Raw genomic sequence first — 17934 nt, forward strand, 5'->3', positions numbered from 1 at the left:
TTAGAAATTATTTTGTAGTAGTAATAATTAAAGTTATTAAGGTAATCAATATTGAAGTTATAGAAATAATTACTCCCGTATTTGTTCCTATTGCTGCCCCATTTATTTTGTTTTTATTGGGTTCTACATACACCACATCATTTTGTGCCAGATAATAAAAAGGAGAGTTGATAAAATCAGCTTTAGTGATATCTACTCTATTATATGACTTTACACCATCGATTTCTCTAATAATCAAAATATTGTTCCTTTTTCCATAAATAGTCAAATCTTTAGCCATGGTTAAGGCTTCTATTAATGTTATACGCTCAGAGGTAACAGGATAAGTACCGGGCGATGTAACTTCCCCTTGTACTGAAAATTTAAAATTAACAATCCGAAGATTGATAATTGGTTTTTCTATATATTTCGAAATTTTATCTTGAAAAATCTTTAATACATCTGTACGTGTTAGCCCACTTACCTTCAACTTCCCTAGAATTGGAAAATCAATATTACCGTTTGAGTCCACTAGATATAATTGCAATGATTGTTGGCTCAGTAGCATATCTGGTTGTTTCGGATTAACACTACCGACTGCTCTTAAATTGAATGGAATAGCAGTTTCAGGATCTTCGGCAGAAACAACAATCATCAATAAATCATCTTGTTGAATTTTAATCTCATACGAATTAGATTTTTCCTGATTTGACAAAGTATCAATATTCTGATAATAAACCAAATCTTTTCTATCAGCACATGAAAAAAGAAGCAATGTGAAAAATAATGGGATTGATTTCTTAAGTAAGAAGAAACATTTCATAGTATTCTATTTTAAATAGCGCCAAATATAGTTAATATTTTAAATCAAAAAAGACAATTCGCGATAAAAGCCGTGATTCATTCACTAATAAATCATTGAAAAATCAATGTTAAAAAGGCAACTATATCAGCAATTTAAGATTTAAAATTACAATTTTATTAATTTACAACCTAAATTATCCTTAATTAAAAAACTCATTATCAGTGAAGAAGCTATAGATTTCATATAGCAAAACCTATTCAAAAATGCAACTTAGGGCTAACTAATATGCGTTTTTTTCTCCTCGAACAGTATTAAAAACAGTCTTAAAAATAATTTTAATATCCAATATGAAACTCCAGTTTTCAATATACCAGATATCATAATCTACACGGTCCTTCATATCAATAAGTTCCTTAGTTTCTCCCCTAAAACCATTGACCTGAGCCCAGCCTGTAATTCCCGGTTTTGCATAATGACGTACCAGATAATTATTGATTAGTTCTGAGTATTGCTGAGTATGTTTTAACATGTGTGGACGAGGACCAACTACAGACATATTACCCAACAAGACATTAAAAAACTGTGGCAATTCGTCAATATTTGTCTTACGCATGAATGCGCCAACCTTTGTAATGCGACTATCCCCTTGTGTTGCCTGTAAATTGTCCGAATATTTATTGACATACATGGTTCGGAATTTTAAGCAACCAAAAGCCTTGTTATCCCGGCCAGAGCGTTCCTGTTTAAAAAAGATTGGACCAGGAGAATCCATCTTGATAATAACAATTAGGATTGGGAACAACCATGGAAAAATCAAAACAATTACAAGAAGGGCAAAACAGAAATCGAAGATGTTTTTTACAAGGCGATTTAACGTTAATTCCAATGGTTCTTTACGAAGCATTAATACTGGCGTATTTTCATAAAAACTGATTTCGACCTTTCGAGATTTAGTATACAACTGAAAATCTGGAATGAATTTAATGCGCACCATATGACGTTCGCAAATCTCCGTTAGTTGATTGATTATTTTTAAATCATCGATATGCAATGCTATATACATTTCATCGACGTTATTATTGATTATATAGTCTTGAATATCATCGAAACCACCTAAAATAGGCGATGAAATAAAGGCAAAAGGATCAACTTTGTCATCAAAAAAACCCATAAAATGGTACCCATAGGTCAGGTCTTTTGATAAAATCTTACGCATATGCTCTCCTGTATCATTGGCTCCAATAATAATTACATTCTTGAAATTGTATCCTTTTGTTCGTACACCTTTTAAAACTTTCATAAAAAAAACTCGAGATATAAAAAGTAAGGCGAAAAAGATGAAATAAAAATATAACATTCGTAAACGAGAAATATCAGTATATTTCAAAATAAACACCAGTACACCAATCATTGAGGCATGAACCAACACCAATCTTATGGTTCTTAACAATATAGACTCAATCATTTCAATCCGGACAATCCTATAGGCATCCCTGTAAAGCAATAAAATTAGCCAAAACACGTTTGATAACAAGGAAACAGTTTGTACTTCCATCAATCCGGCTCTTTCTAAACTCCCAAATTTAATTAGAAATGAAATAAGGAGGGCGCTATTTAACAATACTAAATCCCACAAAATAAAACAAATTTTGAAATAACGGGAAAAGCGATAAGTTGCCAGTTCTTGTAATAGTGACATATAATAATTTATAGGTTTATTTATCATCCAGAAAGTACCTTTTCATAGATTTAATTAGTCTTAGTATATTCTCAATTCTAAAAAAAATTAAACAATGCTAAAATAACATTTTATTCTAATTTGTTGGTCTATTCCGGAATTAAGTATTACTTAAAAAAATGTTTTTATATTTTTCTTGTAAAATCAGCTTAATAAAAACGGGACCATAATATAGGTATCTTTTCCACATTCGTTTTGGCTCTTTTACCAAACGTATAAACCATTCTAATCTTAACTTTATCCAAAACGGATGGGGACGGACAACAGTTCCTGCATAAAAATCAAAAACCGCTCCGATGGAACAGATGATTTTTGTGTCCAATTGCTCTTTATGTTTAAAACCCCATTTCTCCTGTTTTGGTGCCGTCATGCCAATAAATAAAACATCGGGTTGAAAGTCGTTAACGGCACTAATCATTTGATGGATCTCAGTGTCAGAAAACATCGCTTTATAGGGTGGTGAAAAAGTTTTCATTTTAATGTTAGGAAACTCCCTTGAAATACGTGCTTCAATTTTTGCCAAAGTATTTTCTGCAGAACCTAAATAAAAACAGCTCCCACCTTTTTTGTTTAGCTCCTCCAAAAAATGAAGGTGTAAATCGGCACCGGCAATCTTTTTGATTTTGTTCCCGTACAACAGTTTTACCGCTGCCACTATTGCCATTCCATCAGGAAGCAAAACATCAGATTGTTGTAATGCTTTTTTAAATTCAGCATCTTTTTCTGCTATACAAAAGGAATATTGGTTAATTGTGTTGATAAGGGTTTTGCCCCCAACAGCACATTCCGCTAAATCGCCACTGTAAATGGAATAATCCATTAACGGAACAGAGGATATTGATTTATTCATTATATTTTTTAAATTGGAAATTTATGAAAATTTATTTTAGTCATTTCAAAAATAATATTTTATTTTTTCCAATAATCAAAGTAATTTTTACCGTCAGTTTTTAGCCAATTTACGGTTTCTTTTACATTTTTCTCTAAACTAACTTCAGCTTGGCCAAACAGTTCTATTGTAGGTTCTGTTGGAGCTGGATAATCTTCAACCATATTTTGAAACCTTTTAGTATATAATGGAAATGGAATTCCTAATTTTCTTAGTACATCACCAGCCTTAGCAGTTAAACTGAATACAAAAGTTGGCAAACGTTTTACCTTATTGCCGTTCAGTTGCAACGAAAATTCATTTATCCATGAATAAGAATCAATTGAAGGATCTCCTATGTAAAATGTTTTCTTATTTACTAATTCCTCATCTGCTATGAGCATTTGATAAACTTGGTGCACAATATTCTTAACATAACCATAGGTTCTAATAACGGGATGGCTCACAGGATGAAAATAGATCCCCTTATCTATAATTTTCCATAATTCAAGAGGATATCTCATGTGCCATGGCCCCCAAATATTAGTAGGTCGAACAATTGTCCATACGCATTTAAGGTCTGCGGAATGTAAATATTGCTCTGTCAAAACTTTACTTTGTCCGTAGATAGTATGTGGCTTGAAGTCTTTATTATTCAATGGCACGGGAGATTCATCGGACTTATAAACGTATTGGGTAGAGGCAACAATTAGTTTTTCAATCTTATCATATTTTTTTATCGCATTCAATATATGCTGGGTGCCCTCATGATTTTCAATATAATCGTCCAGATTATCACTCAAAGTATCTGTACGAGCAGCAAGATGAATAACGGTGTCTACCTTATATTTTTCAAGAACCTCTCCAAAATAGGATTCGTCCATAATGTTCCCTTTTACCCAATATTTTTCCTGATTGGGTTTTGTCGGTTTATTTTTATCATAATTTATTATGGATTGAATGCCTTTTTCTTCTAAAAGCTCAATCATATTTGTTCCTATAAAACCGGACCCCCCTGTAATTAGTATTGTTTTCATTTTAAATTTTTAAAAAATTTTAATATATTTTGTTCAAACAATTGATCTGAATATTGATTTTCATAATCTGATCGGGCATTATTTGATAGTTCTGATTGTAATTCTTTATCATTTGCAATTTTTAAAATAGAGTCAACCATTCCATCTATATCATGGACTTCGTGAATATATCCATTGTAGCCATCGCGTATCTGATCAACAACACCTCTCCATTTTGTTGAAATAACAGGCATTCCAGATGAAAACGCTTCTAAATTCACAGTAGGGAAATTTTCATGTTCAAAAAAAGTAGGAAACAAGAATAAGTCGCATTCGCAAAATATTGCATTTTTCTCTTTTCCTATTTTCACACCTTCGAAGTTTATAATCCCTTTACTTATTCCTTTTTGAATAACATCTTCTTCTATTTCTGAGAATATTTTACCAACAATTCTGCCAACAATTCTATTATCCAACTTATTAGCCTTTTCAATAACACTTACGAAATCTATAATTCCTTTAGTTTCTCTACAAATACCTACAAACAGCACTTGAAAATTATTATTGGGATTTTTATAATTTACATCAGTTGATAATTTCAAATCCTCAACACCATAGGGAATAATTACAATCTCTTTACTCTCAACAAATAAAGGATCTTTTTCACCCGCTTTACTCATACAGATAGAATAATTTGGTTGAAAAAAAACAAATCTAAATAATTTTTGGACAATAAAATTTAACTTTGGATAAATATCAGAAATACCTCCAGCATGAAAATGAAAGATTATTTTGAAACGAAACAATCTTATTAAAAAAAGTACAATTATATCTCTATAAACTGGAGCTTTCTCATTTCCGGAAGGAGGATAATAAACATAATCAGGTCTGTAAGACAAAAGATTTTTAATTACAGAAAGAATTAGCTTAAATAGTTTCCATATTTTAAGATAACTAAACTTACCCGTTTCATTCATTTCTTCGCTAAAATTCATCCGTATTAGCCGAAAATCAAAATCATTATTTTCTAAAATTGTAACAATCTTACCAATATGTATTATTTGTCCACCATAAGGGGGCGGAGTTTGACCAATAACTAATATTTTTAATTTTCTTTCCATTTTAAGTTTGTAATATCTTTATTATTAACTATTTCTTATTTTGGATTTATATATCTTTTTATTACAGCAGGATTTCCTGCAACTATACAATTATCCGGCATGTCTTTAACAACTACTGTGGCTACTTCAATTTCCACGTTATCTCCTATAACAGGACTTTTTGACGTCAATGCATCCATATTGGTTTTATTCCCAATTGTAATAAAATTTCTAATCGTTACACATTGCTTTTATTTGCGACTAGAGAAAACTCATTAAGAAATGTACTTAATCCGAAATACATTCCTTAAAATAGAACGTATCAATTTTAGAATAATAAAAACTAAAACATGATGGTATTTTAGGCCTGCATTTAATCTAGCTTTTGTTCCTTCTTTTATTTCAGAAATCAAACTTTGTTTAGCACTTATTCCATCTAGCCTATAGTTCACATAAGTTAAAGGAATATAATAAAAGAAATCACTATTCTTTAAAAACACTTTTAAAACAAACTCATAATCAGAAATTGATTTCAATTCAATATTATATTTGTAAATATTATAAATATTTTTATGAATAAACATCGAAGGATGATTATAAGTCATTGAGAAATAAATAAACTTAAACTTTGATTTATTAAACTTATATTTTCTTCGATTACCTTCATTATCAATGTCATATCTATCACCATGAAATAGGCGTTTATCCGGGTTTTTCAAATACGCATCTACGACTATTTCTACAGCATCAAGTTCATACCAGTCATCGCTATTAATCATACCTATAAGTTCTCCTTTTGCCAAAGCTATTCCTTTATTCATAGCGTCATAAAGACCTTTATCAGCTTCGCTAATCCAATGAGATATATGTTTTTCGTATTTTTTTATAATATCAATTGTTCCATCGGTTGATCCTCCATCGATAATTATATATTCTATATTTTTATAGGATTGATTTATTACGCTTTGAATCGTTTGATCAAGCGTTTTTGAACCATTGTAAACAACAGTTATGATACTTATTAAAGGAAATTGTTTAGAGTACATATTTACATTTTAAACTATAATTAACTAAAGTTTATTTAATTTTTGGCTGATTGTTCTAAATTTCGGATATATGATTGCCCAGTTAAATAATATATTTAGTTTTTTAGATAAGTAAACCTACAATCGTTTCTTCAATGAATTACCCTTGATTATATATGGGTAATTACTTATAGTTTAGGATATCTTATCATAAATATTTTGTCGTATTTTTAACATTAGCAAATTAAATAATTCTCCAATTACGGGCATACGATAATAATACTCAAATAAAATTGATTTCGAAAGTTTTTTAGTATTGTACTTAAAGTCTGCTCTTTTTACAAGAAAAATGTCAACTCCACTATTTTCTTCAAAAACGTTAAACTCAATAGGTTTAAAATCTAAACCATAACTTTTTTCATACACTTTACAATTCTGAGTTGTAAGAAAATAGGGTTTATTGAAATTTAGAAGAGGTTTGTATCCATATAAATCAACCTCAAAATCGTAATTTGAAAGTTCGTCGGCTTTTAACTTTAATTTAGAAGGAAGCATTTCAAAATAAGAATCATAAACACAATTGGCATCTTCAAATTTTTTGAATTCATATTTTATCTCAATGTTTTGCAAAACTACCTGCACGTAACTAGATTTTCTTCCAAAATTAACTCCCGCATCACCAAAGTTAGTTGTCAATGAAACATAGGGATAAGCAAAATATTTATTGTTTTCAATGATGTATTTTGTAAATATCTTAAGCCAAGAACTGGTGGGCCATGATGCAATATTTGTTGGAATTGCCGATGTTTGATAATTATTATTGTTCTTGTCGGAATTAAACCACAATGTAAAGTTGTTCCACTGTTCAATCGTCCAGGCTTGTCCCCAAGATGAAGGTAATTGCATGAAAAAAACGCTTGAATCTTCTTTTACAGGGGTAAATGGTAATTTAGCATGTACATTAAAACTGTGTGCATAAAGCGATATTCCAGCAATATTTGTATCAGTACTATAATATTGTAATGCGTCTAATGCGTAAATATAAAAAAAAGGAGATACATACAAATCATCCTCCAACAAAATGATGGAACCGTATGTTTTGGTAAGATTTCCACATTCTAATATGTGTTTTTTTAAACCCAAATTTTGATTGTGTTTTAGTATCACTTTTTCTCCATTATTCCATTCAAAACTATTGGCAATGTCTAATACATCTTCATTGTTGCTTTTATCAATACTTATTACCAGTGTAACTTCAGATTGATAAATAGATTTAGCTAATGAATCCAAAAGCCTTTTTAATGAATGTTTTCTATTGTATGCTGCTATAACAATCGCAGGTTTATATTTTTCCATTTTAAAATAGGTGTATTATGACTGTGAAATAAATTCCGATATATCGGTAAATAAATGGACATTTTTTCTTAGAAAATCAAAATCTTTATTCCACCATTGGTATTTTAATAAGTATTGAATCTCTTCGGCATCAAATCTATACCCAATTTTTTTTGCAGGAATACCAATATTGATGGAATAGGGCTCAATATCTTTCGTCACTAAGGCACCGGTACCAACAATGGCACCATCTCCAATAGTTACCCCTTCCATAATCATAACTCCAAAACCAATCCAAACATCATTACCTATTTTTATGGCATATTCCTCATTTTCATCTACAGTCAAAAATTCCTTAAAGGTATTTTTCTTTGCAAACGTAAAACCTGACTGTTTAAGCATTGAAAAAAATGCCGGATGCGTAGACACATATTTTTTTGTAGGGTGCTGCCCAATAACAACCGAGACATTTGAAGCAATCGAACAAAATCTTCCAATAGACGAATGCATTAAACTACTGTTGTTATATATATAAGTTCCACGCCCAACAAACGAATTTCTTATATTAACATTTTTACCAATTTTACTATACCCTTCCAAACAAGTTTTAAAACCCACTATAATTCCATTACCGAAATATACACTTTTGTTAAAATGCTTAGTTATTATGTATGAACGAATACACAATTGCTTTAAAAAAGAGGGAACCAAAGAGGATATTTTCATAAAAATTTAATTTCTTTGATTAATTGCAAGTTCTTTAATCACACCAAACCACACTTTTAATAAATTTAACGGAATCAAATAAAAAGGACATGACAGAAGAATAAAAGTTGTAAAATAAACGGGATTACCTACATACTTTACAGAAAATAAATTTTTAACGTAATTCCTGAAAGACGATTTTTTTATAAAATGATTGCCTGTTGTGTTTGCGGCGGTAAATAGCTTTAAAGAAGGATTCGTAATAATTTTAAATCCTTTATTGTATGCCCTATGCGTAAACTCGTAATCCGATAAATAATGTGGTAATACTTTAGGGAAAAAACCTCCTATAGAAAGAAAATCATCAATATTTAAAAACAATCCTCTGGTACTGCAACAGTTGGCGCTTCCATTTTTTACTTGACAATTAAAATCTAGACTTTTCCAATTAATGTACACGCCGCTATCTATTAAAGTATCCTTAGATTCATCTTTAAAATTTTCGGCAATCACTAAAGTCTTAGACGAATGATCTTGCAAAATTTTCAGGCCTATTTCTAAAAAATCTATTCCAAATAACACATCATCATTAATTATGAGAACAGCATCCGAACTACCATTGAGTTTGTTTTTTACCCAAAGATACCCCTGATGTAGCGCCCCACCCCACCATAAATTGCCATCACCATTAATAACGGTAAAATCAGACAAATATTCCCTAATGGAATCGACAGTACCATCGGTTGAGCCGTCATCAATTACTACCAAATGATAGTTTTGATACGTTTGATTAAGTAACATTTTGACAAACTTAATCGATATGTCTTTTCTATTGTGAACAGGTAATATTATGTAAAGCTTTTGATCCATTTGCGAACTTTCTTATATACTATAAGTCTAAACATTTTTAATAAATTTAGCTGGATTGCCAGCCCATATTTGATTTTCGGGCACATCCTTTGTAACTACGCTACCCGCTCCAATAACTGCTTTATCGCCAATTTTTACCCCTTTAAGTATTATTGAATGAGCTCCAATAAATACATCATCACCAATTTCTATAGGAGCTGAATTAATTTTATCAAAATCATGAACTCTTCTGTCTAAATAGTTAATAGGATGAAAATCCGTATCCCAAATAGAAACATTGCCCCCACAATTAACGTATCTACCAATTGTAATTTTATTGCTACAAACAATTGACACACCTGAAAACCCACTAAATTCTTTAATTTCCAAATGCCCATTATTTCTTACGGAAATAGTGCAAGGCTTGTATAAGCCTACAAAATTTGATTTTAGCGTGCTATTAAATTTAAGCTTATTTCCCAAAATGCATTTACCTTCATTTTTAATAATAAGTCTTCCTTTTATAATTGGGATTTCTGTATGTTCAACATCGTGTATTTTAAAGGTTATACTGTGATATATCTTGCTAAAAAAAACATCAATTGGATTATGAATTTTATGGTGAATTTTTTTTATTAATTCCCAAATTCCATAATTATATATTTTCATATTTTAAAATTTATCTGATTAATATGGCTAAAGGAACATAAAAAGCATTTTAATGATTACTCCAAAAAAAATGGTGTTATAAAAAATTAATTTCCATGAAATTGAATTTTCTTATTATTAAAATAAAATTTATTATCAAATTTCAATAGATAAAATAATTGCAAGGAAATAAAAAATGGCAATAAAAATGTAGGATTTGAAAATCCTATATTAAGAATTAAAATTACAAATAAACCTGCTTGCTTCTTATTCTTGTCAAATAATTTAAGTGCTGTTTTAAACAAATTAAATATTAAATACATAAATCCAACAAAACCAAATATAACAAAATAAAAAGCTAATCCATTAGATAAATTTACTGTTTTAGATGTGGCGATATCATTTACATAAGACCAACCAGTGCCTAACCAAAAGTTTTTTTGTATTTCTGGTAATAAATAGATTAAACTCGCAAACCTATCCAAGGCCACGGTTTCCTCCTTATAATCTAAAAGATTTAAATTAGTATCAATTGTATTGAGCTGAAAAAATATTTTATCCAAAAAAACGGTAGATGAGAAATTAAGGAATAGGACAACCCCAATTATCATAATAGAACCTATCAATACATAATTTTTATTTTGTTTAGAATTAAACAAATAAAAAAATGGTATCAGTAAAAGATTTAGATAGGCGGTGGTTGAGAATGTTGACAAGATTAAAAGCAAATAAACAATCGATTTTTTACTGAATTTAAAATTAATGGAGTTTAAATAAATTACAAACGCTATGATAAGCATTGCTCCAAATGCTCCTGGCTCCCACATAAAACCACAATTCCTTTCTATATGCTCCGCATTATTCATGGTAAACAAAATGGAATTAGAATAATTTTCACGATTCAATTCTAATTTTGACATGCTTAATATAGAACCAACTGTAGCATTTAGTTTAAAAATAGTGTCAGGGATAATCAATTGTAATAAAAACAAGGGAGCACTAAACAAAGCCCATTTATAAACTATTTTCTCAAATATTATAAAAAAATTAGAACCAACAAATTTTAAAGAGAAATAAGCTAAAAGAATAACATCTACAAAAAAAAATAAAAAATCAATGAATGGCTGGATAGAATCATATTTATAACATATAATTAAGGCAAATAAAAAGAAAAAAATTACGAATTTAAAAAATTTCTTTTCAATATTAATTTTATTAAAAAGAAAAAATATAAGTAGGGTAAATGCAACCGAACGTGTTAATAATATTGAAGAAGATAAAGCAGATGCTTTCGTCGAAAAAAACAGTATTAAGAAAACATATAAATATGAAAAATAAATATTAGTTTTCTTATGGTAATTTATGTTCATTACTTAGGTTTTTAAAAAAAAATATAACTAAAATAAATATTAGATTAATTATGATAATTTTTAAAATAATTTAATTGTTTGAACTAAAAATATATTTTGAATTAAATATAAAAGTTAATTCTTCACAAAATCATTAAATTATATTATCCTTTTGGGTTATATTATTCTCATTTTTAAATTTCAGATAATCAATAAACTCAGAAGGATTATGAAATAATTTAAATTTTTCTTTTAAATGCTCAACATTCCAATTCCACCATTCTGAATCATTAATTATTTTTAATGTTTCATTGTCAAAACGATACTTAATGTGCTTTGCTGGCACGCCTCCAACGATTGAATAAGGTTCAACGTCTTTTGTAACCACTGAACGAGCCGTAATTATGGCTCCATTTCCTATGGTAATTCCGCTTGGAATAAGGACACCTTCACCAATCCATACATCATGTCCAATTGTAGCATAATCATACTCTTCAATATAGGTCTTGTCTGAAAAGGTCTTAAAAGGTTTATTATTGGCATAAAACATTGGGTGCGAAGAAACAAATGTGGAAGGATGCTTTCCAAGAATTATTTGAACGTTAGGTCCGATGGAGCAAAATTTCCCGATGGAAGTATTTTTAATTATGGAATTATTGTTTACATAAGAATAATCACCAATAGAACTATCAAAAAGAGACACGTTTTCACCCAGAAAAACATGATTCCCAAATTCTGTTCTATGAAAATTACATCCTAATGAAATTATGGTATGTGTTTTTCTCAAAGCCTTTGAATCTTTATATCTTTTAAATTGAAGATATAGTCTTTGAAAACTCAAATTTCTCACAATGTTATTTATCCCAAATCCCATTAGCCTTTTTATTGATAATTTTTAAATATTGTAACGGGCAAATTATAATATGAGGAACTAAACATAGAATTGTGGCTATAATGACGCCTGAAACTCCGAGTCCCAAATTCTTAGCGAGAAAAATTGACAGTGGAATATTTACAATCGCTGTTGAAACAATAGCATACATCTGAAGTTTTACTTTACCAGTTCCATTAATGAAGTAAGTGAAAGGAGAATAAAAAATAGTTAACGCAAAAAAAATAGCCATATAAATAGTCAACGACAAAGGAATTGTTACCGTCTTACCAATCCATAATTGATAAACTAGTGGTGAAATAACGACCATCAGTAAAACAATTAAAACCGTACCCATTGAGATTTTAAATAAATTGTTCATGGATTTTTTTATCCAAGCAAAATCCTTATTTATATATGCTTCAGTTATTGAAGACCAATATGGCGCCAGTATCATAGAAAAAGCCATATTTGAAACACTAAAATATTTAAATGCAATATTAAAGGGCACAACTTGCTTTGGTCCATAAAGCTGTGTTATAATTATGTTATCCGTTGAAAACAAAATTATTCCAGATAGCTGAATAATAAAGAATTTCATCCCCAATCCAAAAATATCTTTCAAATATTCTTTTTTCCATAAGGAAAAGGTAGGTTTAAACTCTTTGTATTTATCTGAAAACGCAAAGAAATTCAGTCCGAGCAATATTAATACCGGTAAAGATGAAAATATAAGACCATATATCAATAAAGAACTTTCTCCAATGCGCGTCATCAACCATATTGCCAATAAAGACCCAACTGAGGTAAAAAAGTTAATTTTTCCCTGCATGGAATGGTGTTGATCTGCGGTGTAAATGGTAGTTATCAACTTTACGACTAGTTGCAAACAAAAAAAAGAAAAAACAATAGGCATGAGCAGTCCAAGTTCTTTTTGCAATGCAGCATTTGTATTAAATGCACGAGTCCAGTCTATAAAAAAATTAAACCCAAAGAATACAAGTATAAGCAGTAAACAAATACTACCTATAGTAAAATAAGCGGAACTTACGTATGCCCTAGCAAGAGTTAGATCTCCTTTGGCTTTGGCTTCGGCAAATTTATTTCGCAATCCATTTCCCAGACCAATATCAAAAAAAGAAAACCAGGCAATAAATGAACTTAATGTTAACCAAATACCATAATTTTCGGTATCGAGGTAATTAATAGTCAAAGGAACCATTAAAAACGAAGTAATAATGCTACCCCCTTTATAAACAAAAGACACAAGAACATGTTTGGTGATGTTTTTTGTACGATCACTTTTTATTCCAACTTTAGAATAAACTTTTTGGATTTTTTGTTTCAATTATTATATTTATTTTAAAAACTGTGAAAAAAATCTACTTCTTCAATAATAAATTATAAAGAAGTAGATTTAATCTATTTTACATTTAAAAACGATAATTTTTAGTTTTTTTAAGCTAAAGAAACTAAAAATTGGAAAACTATTCGAAATAATTCAAAGTAGATACGCTTTCCTTATCTATCTTTTTAAGATTTGCAAATCACTAGCCACCATTTCTTTTACCAATCCAGCAAGGTCATATTGAGGTTTCCAGCCCAGTTGTGTTTTAGATTTAGTAGGATCACCAAGTAATAAATCAACTTCTGTGGGTCTGTAATATTGTGGATCTACTCGTACCAATACTTTACCTATTTCTAATTGATAATCAGGATGGTTACAAGCTGCTACTTTGGCAATTTCATTTTCATTTTCTCCTTCGAATGTCAATTCTATACCTACTTCAGCAAAAGAAAAACGCACAAAATCACGAATATAAGTAGTTACTCCTGTTGCAATTACATAGTCTTCTGCTACATCTTGTTGCAAGATTCTCCACATGGCTTCTACATAATCTTTAGCATGTCCCCAGTCTCTTTGTGAGTTCAAGTTTCCTAAGTACAAACAATCTTGTTTCCCCAAAGCAATTGCAGCGGTTGCCATAGTAATTTTACGAGTAACAAAGGTTTCTCCTCTTCTTGGCGATTCATGATTAAATAAGATTCCGTTACAAGCGTACATATCATAAGCTTCACGGTAATTTTTTGTAATCCAAAAACCATATATTTTAGCTGCACCATAAGGAGAACGAGGATAGAATGCTGAGTTTTCATCATAAAAACCTTTCGCATTTTTATTTTCTGCCAAACCTCCATATAATTCAGAAGTAGAGGCTTGATAAATTCTAGTTTTCTTTTCAAGACCAAGAATTCTAACAGCTTCTAATATTCTTAAAGTACCAATTCCATCTACATTAGCCACATATTCAGGAGAATCAAATGAAACTTTTACATGAGACATTGCCCCTAAATTATATATTTCATCGGGTTGCACTTCCTGAATGATTCTTATTATATTAGTAGAATCGGTCAAATCGCCATAATGCAATTTAAAATGAACATGATTCTCGTGTTTGTCTTGATAGATATGATCAATCCGTTGTGTATTAAAAGAGGATGCACGTCTTTTTAACCCATGAACTTGATATCCTTTCTCTAATAATAATTCAGCTAAATAAGATCCGTCCTGTCCTGTTACTCCTGTTATAAATGCTACTTTCATATTTTATTTTGAATTTAAAAATTTAAAACCTGTTGATTATAGTGTTACTTTTTTTACGTTTTCTATGTTTTCTAAAAACCAGTTGTAGGTAATTCTAATTCCTTCTTGAAGATTTACCTCATGTTTCCAGCCTAAATCATGCATTTTTGACACATCCATCAATTTTCTTGGAGTACCGTCAGGTTTTGAATCATCCCAAATTATCTTCCCTTGATGCCCTATAATTTGTTGAATTGTTTCAGCCAAATGTTTTATGGTTAAATCTTCTCCAGTTCCTACATTATACAAATATTCTGGAAGTTTGTTTTCTAAAGCAAAAACTACCGCCTTTGCCATATCGTCCACAAATAAAAACTCTCTCATAGGAGTCCCGCTTCCCCATAGCGTAACTGGAGCATGATTATTTTCCTTAGCCTCATGAAATTTCCTCATCATGGCCGGCAATACATGTGATGTATTCAAATCAAAATTATCATATGTCCCATATAAATTTGTTGGCATTAAACTGACATAATCTTTTCCAAATTGTTTTCTAATAGCCTGACATGCTTTTACCCCTGTTATTTTTGCAATAGCATACCATTCATTAGTTGGTTCTAATGTATTTGTAAGAAGATATTCTTCTTTTAATGGTTGCGGAGCTAATTTAGGATAAATACAGGAACTTCCCAAAAAAATAAATTTGTTGACCTCACCCTGCATTGCTGAATCAATCAGATTATTCTGAATTTGCATGTTTTCCATGATAAATTGATACGGGTAATTATTGTTGGCCAAAATCCCCCCAACCCTTGCGGCAGCATCAATGATAACTTCTGGTTTTTCCTGAGCTATAAAATCTTTAACCGCCTGTTGGTTCCTCAAATCCAACTCAGCACTAGAAACACCAATTAAATTAGTATAACCTCTATCTGACAAGGTTCTCCAAATGGCACTTCCTACCATTCCTTTATGTCCTGCAATATAAATTTTAGCTTCCTTATTCATTTTTTTTCTTATAATTGAAATCTATTTTTAACTTTTATACCGCTGTATAATTTTCTGTTTTCAAAATTTAAATGCTCGTTTTACAAACAATCCACATAAGTAAAATACTGTTTTATAAACAGCTCCGCAGTTCTAACCCACAGGATAAAACACAAAAACCCAACCACATTGGAGGCAAATATAGTTACATTTTATTTAACTTTTCCAACAATTCCTTTCTAAGTATCAAAAACGAAACATAAAGTATAATCTTTTAATATATTCACAATAATAAGTCGTAAAAAGAAAAAATACCAATAAAACATACTCTTTAATAATTAATTCTTCAATAACTAATTTTGAAAAGTCCATGAAATAATATAAAATTTACCCATAAAAAGACAATAATACGTAAATTCAGCTCTGAAATTAACATTTTTTTGTATTTTGGCTTCAAATAAAAATAAAATACAATGACTCCATTTGCCATACTAACCCTAATTATAATTTACTTCGGAATCCTATTTTTGATTTCGCATTTTGTAAGTAAAAAAAATAGTGGAAATGACGCATTCTTTAAAGCCAATAAAAACTCCAAATGGTATTTAGTCGCTTTTGGAATGATTGGCACGGCGCTTTCTGGGGTTACATTCATTTCGGTTCCGGGAGAAGTAGGAAATCCGGAAAACCAATTCAAATACTTCCAATTTGTCATAGGAAATGCAATTGGGTTTATCATCATTGCCAAAGTGTTGCTTCCTTTATATTACAGAATGAATTTGACTTCGATTTACGGTTACATCGAAAAACGATTGGGGACAGTAAGCTATAAAACCGCAGCAACCATTTTTTTGATTAGCAGAACTATTGGTTCTTCCTTTAGGCTATATCTTGTCGTAATTGTTTTGCAACGTTATGTATTCGATTTTTACCAAATCCCTTTTGCTACAACCGTTCTAATCTCGTTGGTGTTAATATTTGCCTATACCTATCGAGGCGGATTAAAAACGATTATTATCACCGACACGTTACAAACTTTTTTCTTGGTATCTTCTGTTTTTTTGACGATTTTCTTTATTTGCAGAAGTTTAAACCTGAATGTTTTTGAAGCTTTTGAACAGGTAAAAAACAGCAATTATTCTAAAGTTTTTTTCTTTGAAGATTATTTGAAAGGAACGTATTTTTGGAAACAAATTCTAGGTGGGGTTTTTGTAACCATAGCCATGGTGGGATTAGACCAAGATTTAATGCAGAAAAATTTGAGTTGCGCAACCATTGGCGAGGCTCAAAAAAACATGTTTACGTTCACCGGAATTTTCGTTATTATCAATATTTTCTTTTTGAGTGTAGGTGCACTGCTTTATATTTATGCAGATAAAAATGGGATTATAATTCCCACCGACTTGGTTACCGGAAAACCCAGAACCGATTTGTTGTTCCCGGAAATCGCTTTTCATCATTTGAGTATCGTTCCTTCCATTGTATTTTTATTGGGGTTGACGGCCGCAACGTTTGCCACTACTGACTCCGCATTGACGGCATTGACCACATCGTTTTGTGTTGATTTTCTTGGAATGGATAAAGCCGAAAACCAAAACAAACCCAACATGGTTCGATCTAGACATTTTGTCCACATTGGGTTTTCGTTTCTGATGTTTTTGGTAATTATAATTTTCAATACCATCAACGATGCTTCGGTAGTGAGCATGATTTTTAAGATTGCATCCTATACCTATGGTCCGCTTCTGGGATTATATACTTTTGGGTTATTTATGAAATCCAGAACTGTACATGATAAACTAGTACCAATAATTTGCGTGCTGTCTCCTGCTATTTGCTTTTTGATTAGTAAAAACTCAGCACTACTCTTTGGCGATTATGTTTTTGACAACGAATTAATTATTGTAAATGGGTTAATCACTTTCTTAGGATTGCTCTTGATAAGCAAAACCGCTATATTGGAAACAAGATTTTAGGACGATTTCTCCAAACGAAGAAACGAATATTTCAGTATTTTCTAGACAGATGCCCTAGCCCTGATAGCAACGGCATCCCACGCCTTTTTAGCGTGGATA

16 protein-coding genes and 1 pseudogene are annotated in these 17934 nt (G+C 30.5%); 1 reads left to right on the top strand and 16 read right to left on the bottom strand.

The features are described 5' to 3' along the window. Window positions 1–7: 7 nt before the first annotated feature. The 16 genes and pseudogenes from DB895_RS08935 to DB895_RS09005 form a co-directional block, all read right to left on the bottom strand. Window positions 8–802 carry a polysaccharide biosynthesis/export family protein gene (locus DB895_RS08935; RefSeq protein ID WP_116725028.1) on the bottom strand — a complete coding sequence of 265 codons (795 nt, stop codon included), beginning with the start codon at window positions 800–802 and terminating at the stop codon, window positions 8–10. Window positions 803–1064: 262 nt separating this feature from the next. Further along, complete coding sequence (locus tag DB895_RS08940) at window positions 1065–2510, bottom strand: undecaprenyl-phosphate glucose phosphotransferase (protein WP_243694650.1); 1446 nt, start codon at window positions 2508–2510, stop codon at window positions 1065–1067. Window positions 2511–2622: 112 nt separating this feature from the next. Then, on the bottom strand, window positions 2623–3372 hold the full coding sequence (locus DB895_RS08945; RefSeq protein WP_208012151.1) for a WecB/TagA/CpsF family glycosyltransferase: 750 nt from the start codon (window positions 3370–3372) through the stop codon (window positions 2623–2625). Window positions 3373–3431: 59 nt separating this feature from the next. Next, window positions 3432–4427: an NAD-dependent epimerase/dehydratase family protein gene (locus DB895_RS08950; RefSeq protein ID WP_116725030.1), complete on the bottom strand. Its 996-nt coding sequence runs from the start codon at window positions 4425–4427 to the stop codon at window positions 3432–3434. Then, window positions 4424–5527 carry a glycosyltransferase family 4 protein gene (locus DB895_RS08955; RefSeq protein ID WP_116725031.1) on the bottom strand — a complete coding sequence of 368 codons (1104 nt, stop codon included), beginning with the start codon at window positions 5525–5527 and terminating at the stop codon, window positions 4424–4426. Before DB895_RS08955 ends, DB895_RS08950 begins: the two co-directional genes overlap by 4 nt. 35 nt (window positions 5528–5562) lie before the next feature. Next, window positions 5563–5706: a hypothetical protein gene (locus tag DB895_RS14285; protein WP_166426956.1), complete on the bottom strand. Its 144-nt coding sequence runs from the start codon at window positions 5704–5706 to the stop codon at window positions 5563–5565. 75 nt (window positions 5707–5781) lie between these two features. Next, window positions 5782–6552, bottom strand: a complete 771-nt coding sequence (locus DB895_RS08960) for a glycosyltransferase family 2 protein (protein ID WP_116725032.1) — start codon at window positions 6550–6552, stop codon at window positions 5782–5784. A gap of 174 nt (window positions 6553–6726) precedes the next feature. Continuing rightward, window positions 6727–7887, bottom strand: coding sequence for a glycosyltransferase (locus tag DB895_RS08965; protein ID WP_116725033.1), 1161 nt, complete (start codon window positions 7885–7887; stop codon window positions 6727–6729). A gap of 15 nt (window positions 7888–7902) precedes the next feature. Continuing rightward, complete coding sequence (locus DB895_RS08970; RefSeq protein WP_317046146.1) at window positions 7903–8376, bottom strand: CatB-related O-acetyltransferase; 474 nt, start codon at window positions 8374–8376, stop codon at window positions 7903–7905. Between the two features lie 222 nt (window positions 8377–8598). Further along, complete coding sequence (locus tag DB895_RS08975) at window positions 8599–9441, bottom strand: glycosyltransferase family 2 protein (RefSeq protein ID WP_116725035.1); 843 nt, start codon at window positions 9439–9441, stop codon at window positions 8599–8601. Window positions 9442–9468: 27 nt separating this feature from the next. Continuing rightward, on the bottom strand, window positions 9469–10089 hold the full coding sequence (locus DB895_RS14510) for an acyltransferase (protein ID WP_116725036.1): 621 nt from the start codon (window positions 10087–10089) through the stop codon (window positions 9469–9471). A gap of 86 nt (window positions 10090–10175) precedes the next feature. After that, window positions 10176–11438: an O-antigen ligase family protein gene (locus DB895_RS08985; RefSeq protein ID WP_116725037.1), complete on the bottom strand. Its 1263-nt coding sequence runs from the start codon at window positions 11436–11438 to the stop codon at window positions 10176–10178. A 285-nt stretch (window positions 11439–11723) separates the two neighbouring features. Next, a pseudogene (locus tag DB895_RS14520) lies at window positions 11724–11889 on the bottom strand (hypothetical protein); the annotation flags it as partial. A 382-nt stretch (window positions 11890–12271) separates the two neighbouring features. Continuing rightward, complete coding sequence (locus DB895_RS08995) at window positions 12272–13636, bottom strand: lipopolysaccharide biosynthesis protein (protein WP_116725039.1); 1365 nt, start codon at window positions 13634–13636, stop codon at window positions 12272–12274. A gap of 177 nt (window positions 13637–13813) precedes the next feature. Beyond that, window positions 13814–14893, bottom strand: coding sequence for a GDP-mannose 4,6-dehydratase (gene gmd, locus DB895_RS09000; protein ID WP_116725040.1), 1080 nt, complete (start codon window positions 14891–14893; stop codon window positions 13814–13816). Between the two features lie 36 nt (window positions 14894–14929). Next, window positions 14930–15880 (bottom strand): GDP-L-fucose synthase family protein, encoded by a 951-nt coding sequence (locus DB895_RS09005; protein ID WP_116725041.1) that lies wholly within the window; start codon window positions 15878–15880, stop codon window positions 14930–14932. A 452-nt stretch (window positions 15881–16332) separates the two neighbouring features. Between DB895_RS09005 and DB895_RS09010 the strand changes: the two genes are divergently transcribed. Continuing rightward, a complete protein-coding gene (locus DB895_RS09010) occupies window positions 16333–17835 on the top strand; it encodes a sodium:solute symporter (RefSeq protein ID WP_116725042.1) in 1503 nt (500 codons plus the stop codon). The last annotated feature ends 99 nt before the right edge of the window (window positions 17836–17934 follow it).

Source organism: Flavobacterium psychrotolerans (assembly GCF_003097635.1).
GTDB classification, from domain to species: domain Bacteria; phylum Bacteroidota; class Bacteroidia; order Flavobacteriales; family Flavobacteriaceae; genus Flavobacterium; species Flavobacterium psychrotolerans.

Coding starts and splice junctions, on each gene's coding strand:
- DB895_RS09005 (WP_116725041.1), bottom strand. CDS start 15,880: ATGAATAAGGAAGCTAAAATTTATATTGCAGGACATAAAGGAATGGTA.
- DB895_RS08940 (WP_243694650.1), bottom strand. CDS start 2,510: ATGATAAATAAACCTATAAATTATTATATGTCACTATTACAAGAACTG.
- DB895_RS08950 (WP_116725030.1), bottom strand. CDS start 4,427: ATGAAAACAATACTAATTACAGGGGGGTCCGGTTTTATAGGAACAAAT.
- DB895_RS08985 (WP_116725037.1), bottom strand. CDS start 11,438: ATGAACATAAATTACCATAAGAAAACTAATATTTATTTTTCATATTTA.
- DB895_RS08975 (WP_116725035.1), bottom strand. CDS start 9,441: ATGGATCAAAAGCTTTACATAATATTACCTGTTCACAATAGAAAAGAC.
- DB895_RS14510 (WP_116725036.1), bottom strand. CDS start 10,089: ATGAAAATATATAATTATGGAATTTGGGAATTAATAAAAAAAATTCAC.
- DB895_RS08935 (WP_116725028.1), bottom strand. CDS start 802: ATGAAATGTTTCTTCTTACTTAAGAAATCAATCCCATTATTTTTCACA.
- DB895_RS09010 (WP_116725042.1), top strand. CDS start 16,333: ATGACTCCATTTGCCATACTAACCCTAATTATAATTTACTTCGGAATC.
- DB895_RS08945 (WP_208012151.1), bottom strand. CDS start 3,372: ATGAATAAATCAATATCCTCTGTTCCGTTAATGGATTATTCCATTTAC.
- gmd (WP_116725040.1), bottom strand. CDS start 14,893: ATGAAAGTAGCATTTATAACAGGAGTAACAGGACAGGACGGATCTTAT.
- DB895_RS08955 (WP_116725031.1), bottom strand. CDS start 5,527: ATGGAAAGAAAATTAAAAATATTAGTTATTGGTCAAACTCCGCCCCCT.
- DB895_RS08960 (WP_116725032.1), bottom strand. CDS start 6,552: ATGTACTCTAAACAATTTCCTTTAATAAGTATCATAACTGTTGTTTAC.
- DB895_RS08970 (WP_317046146.1), bottom strand. CDS start 8,376: ATGCATTCGTCTATTGGAAGATTTTGTTCGATTGCTTCAAATGTCTCG.
- DB895_RS14285 (WP_166426956.1), bottom strand. CDS start 5,706: ATGGATGCATTGACGTCAAAAAGTCCTGTTATAGGAGATAACGTGGAA.
- DB895_RS08965 (WP_116725033.1), bottom strand. CDS start 7,887: ATGGAAAAATATAAACCTGCGATTGTTATAGCAGCATACAATAGAAAA.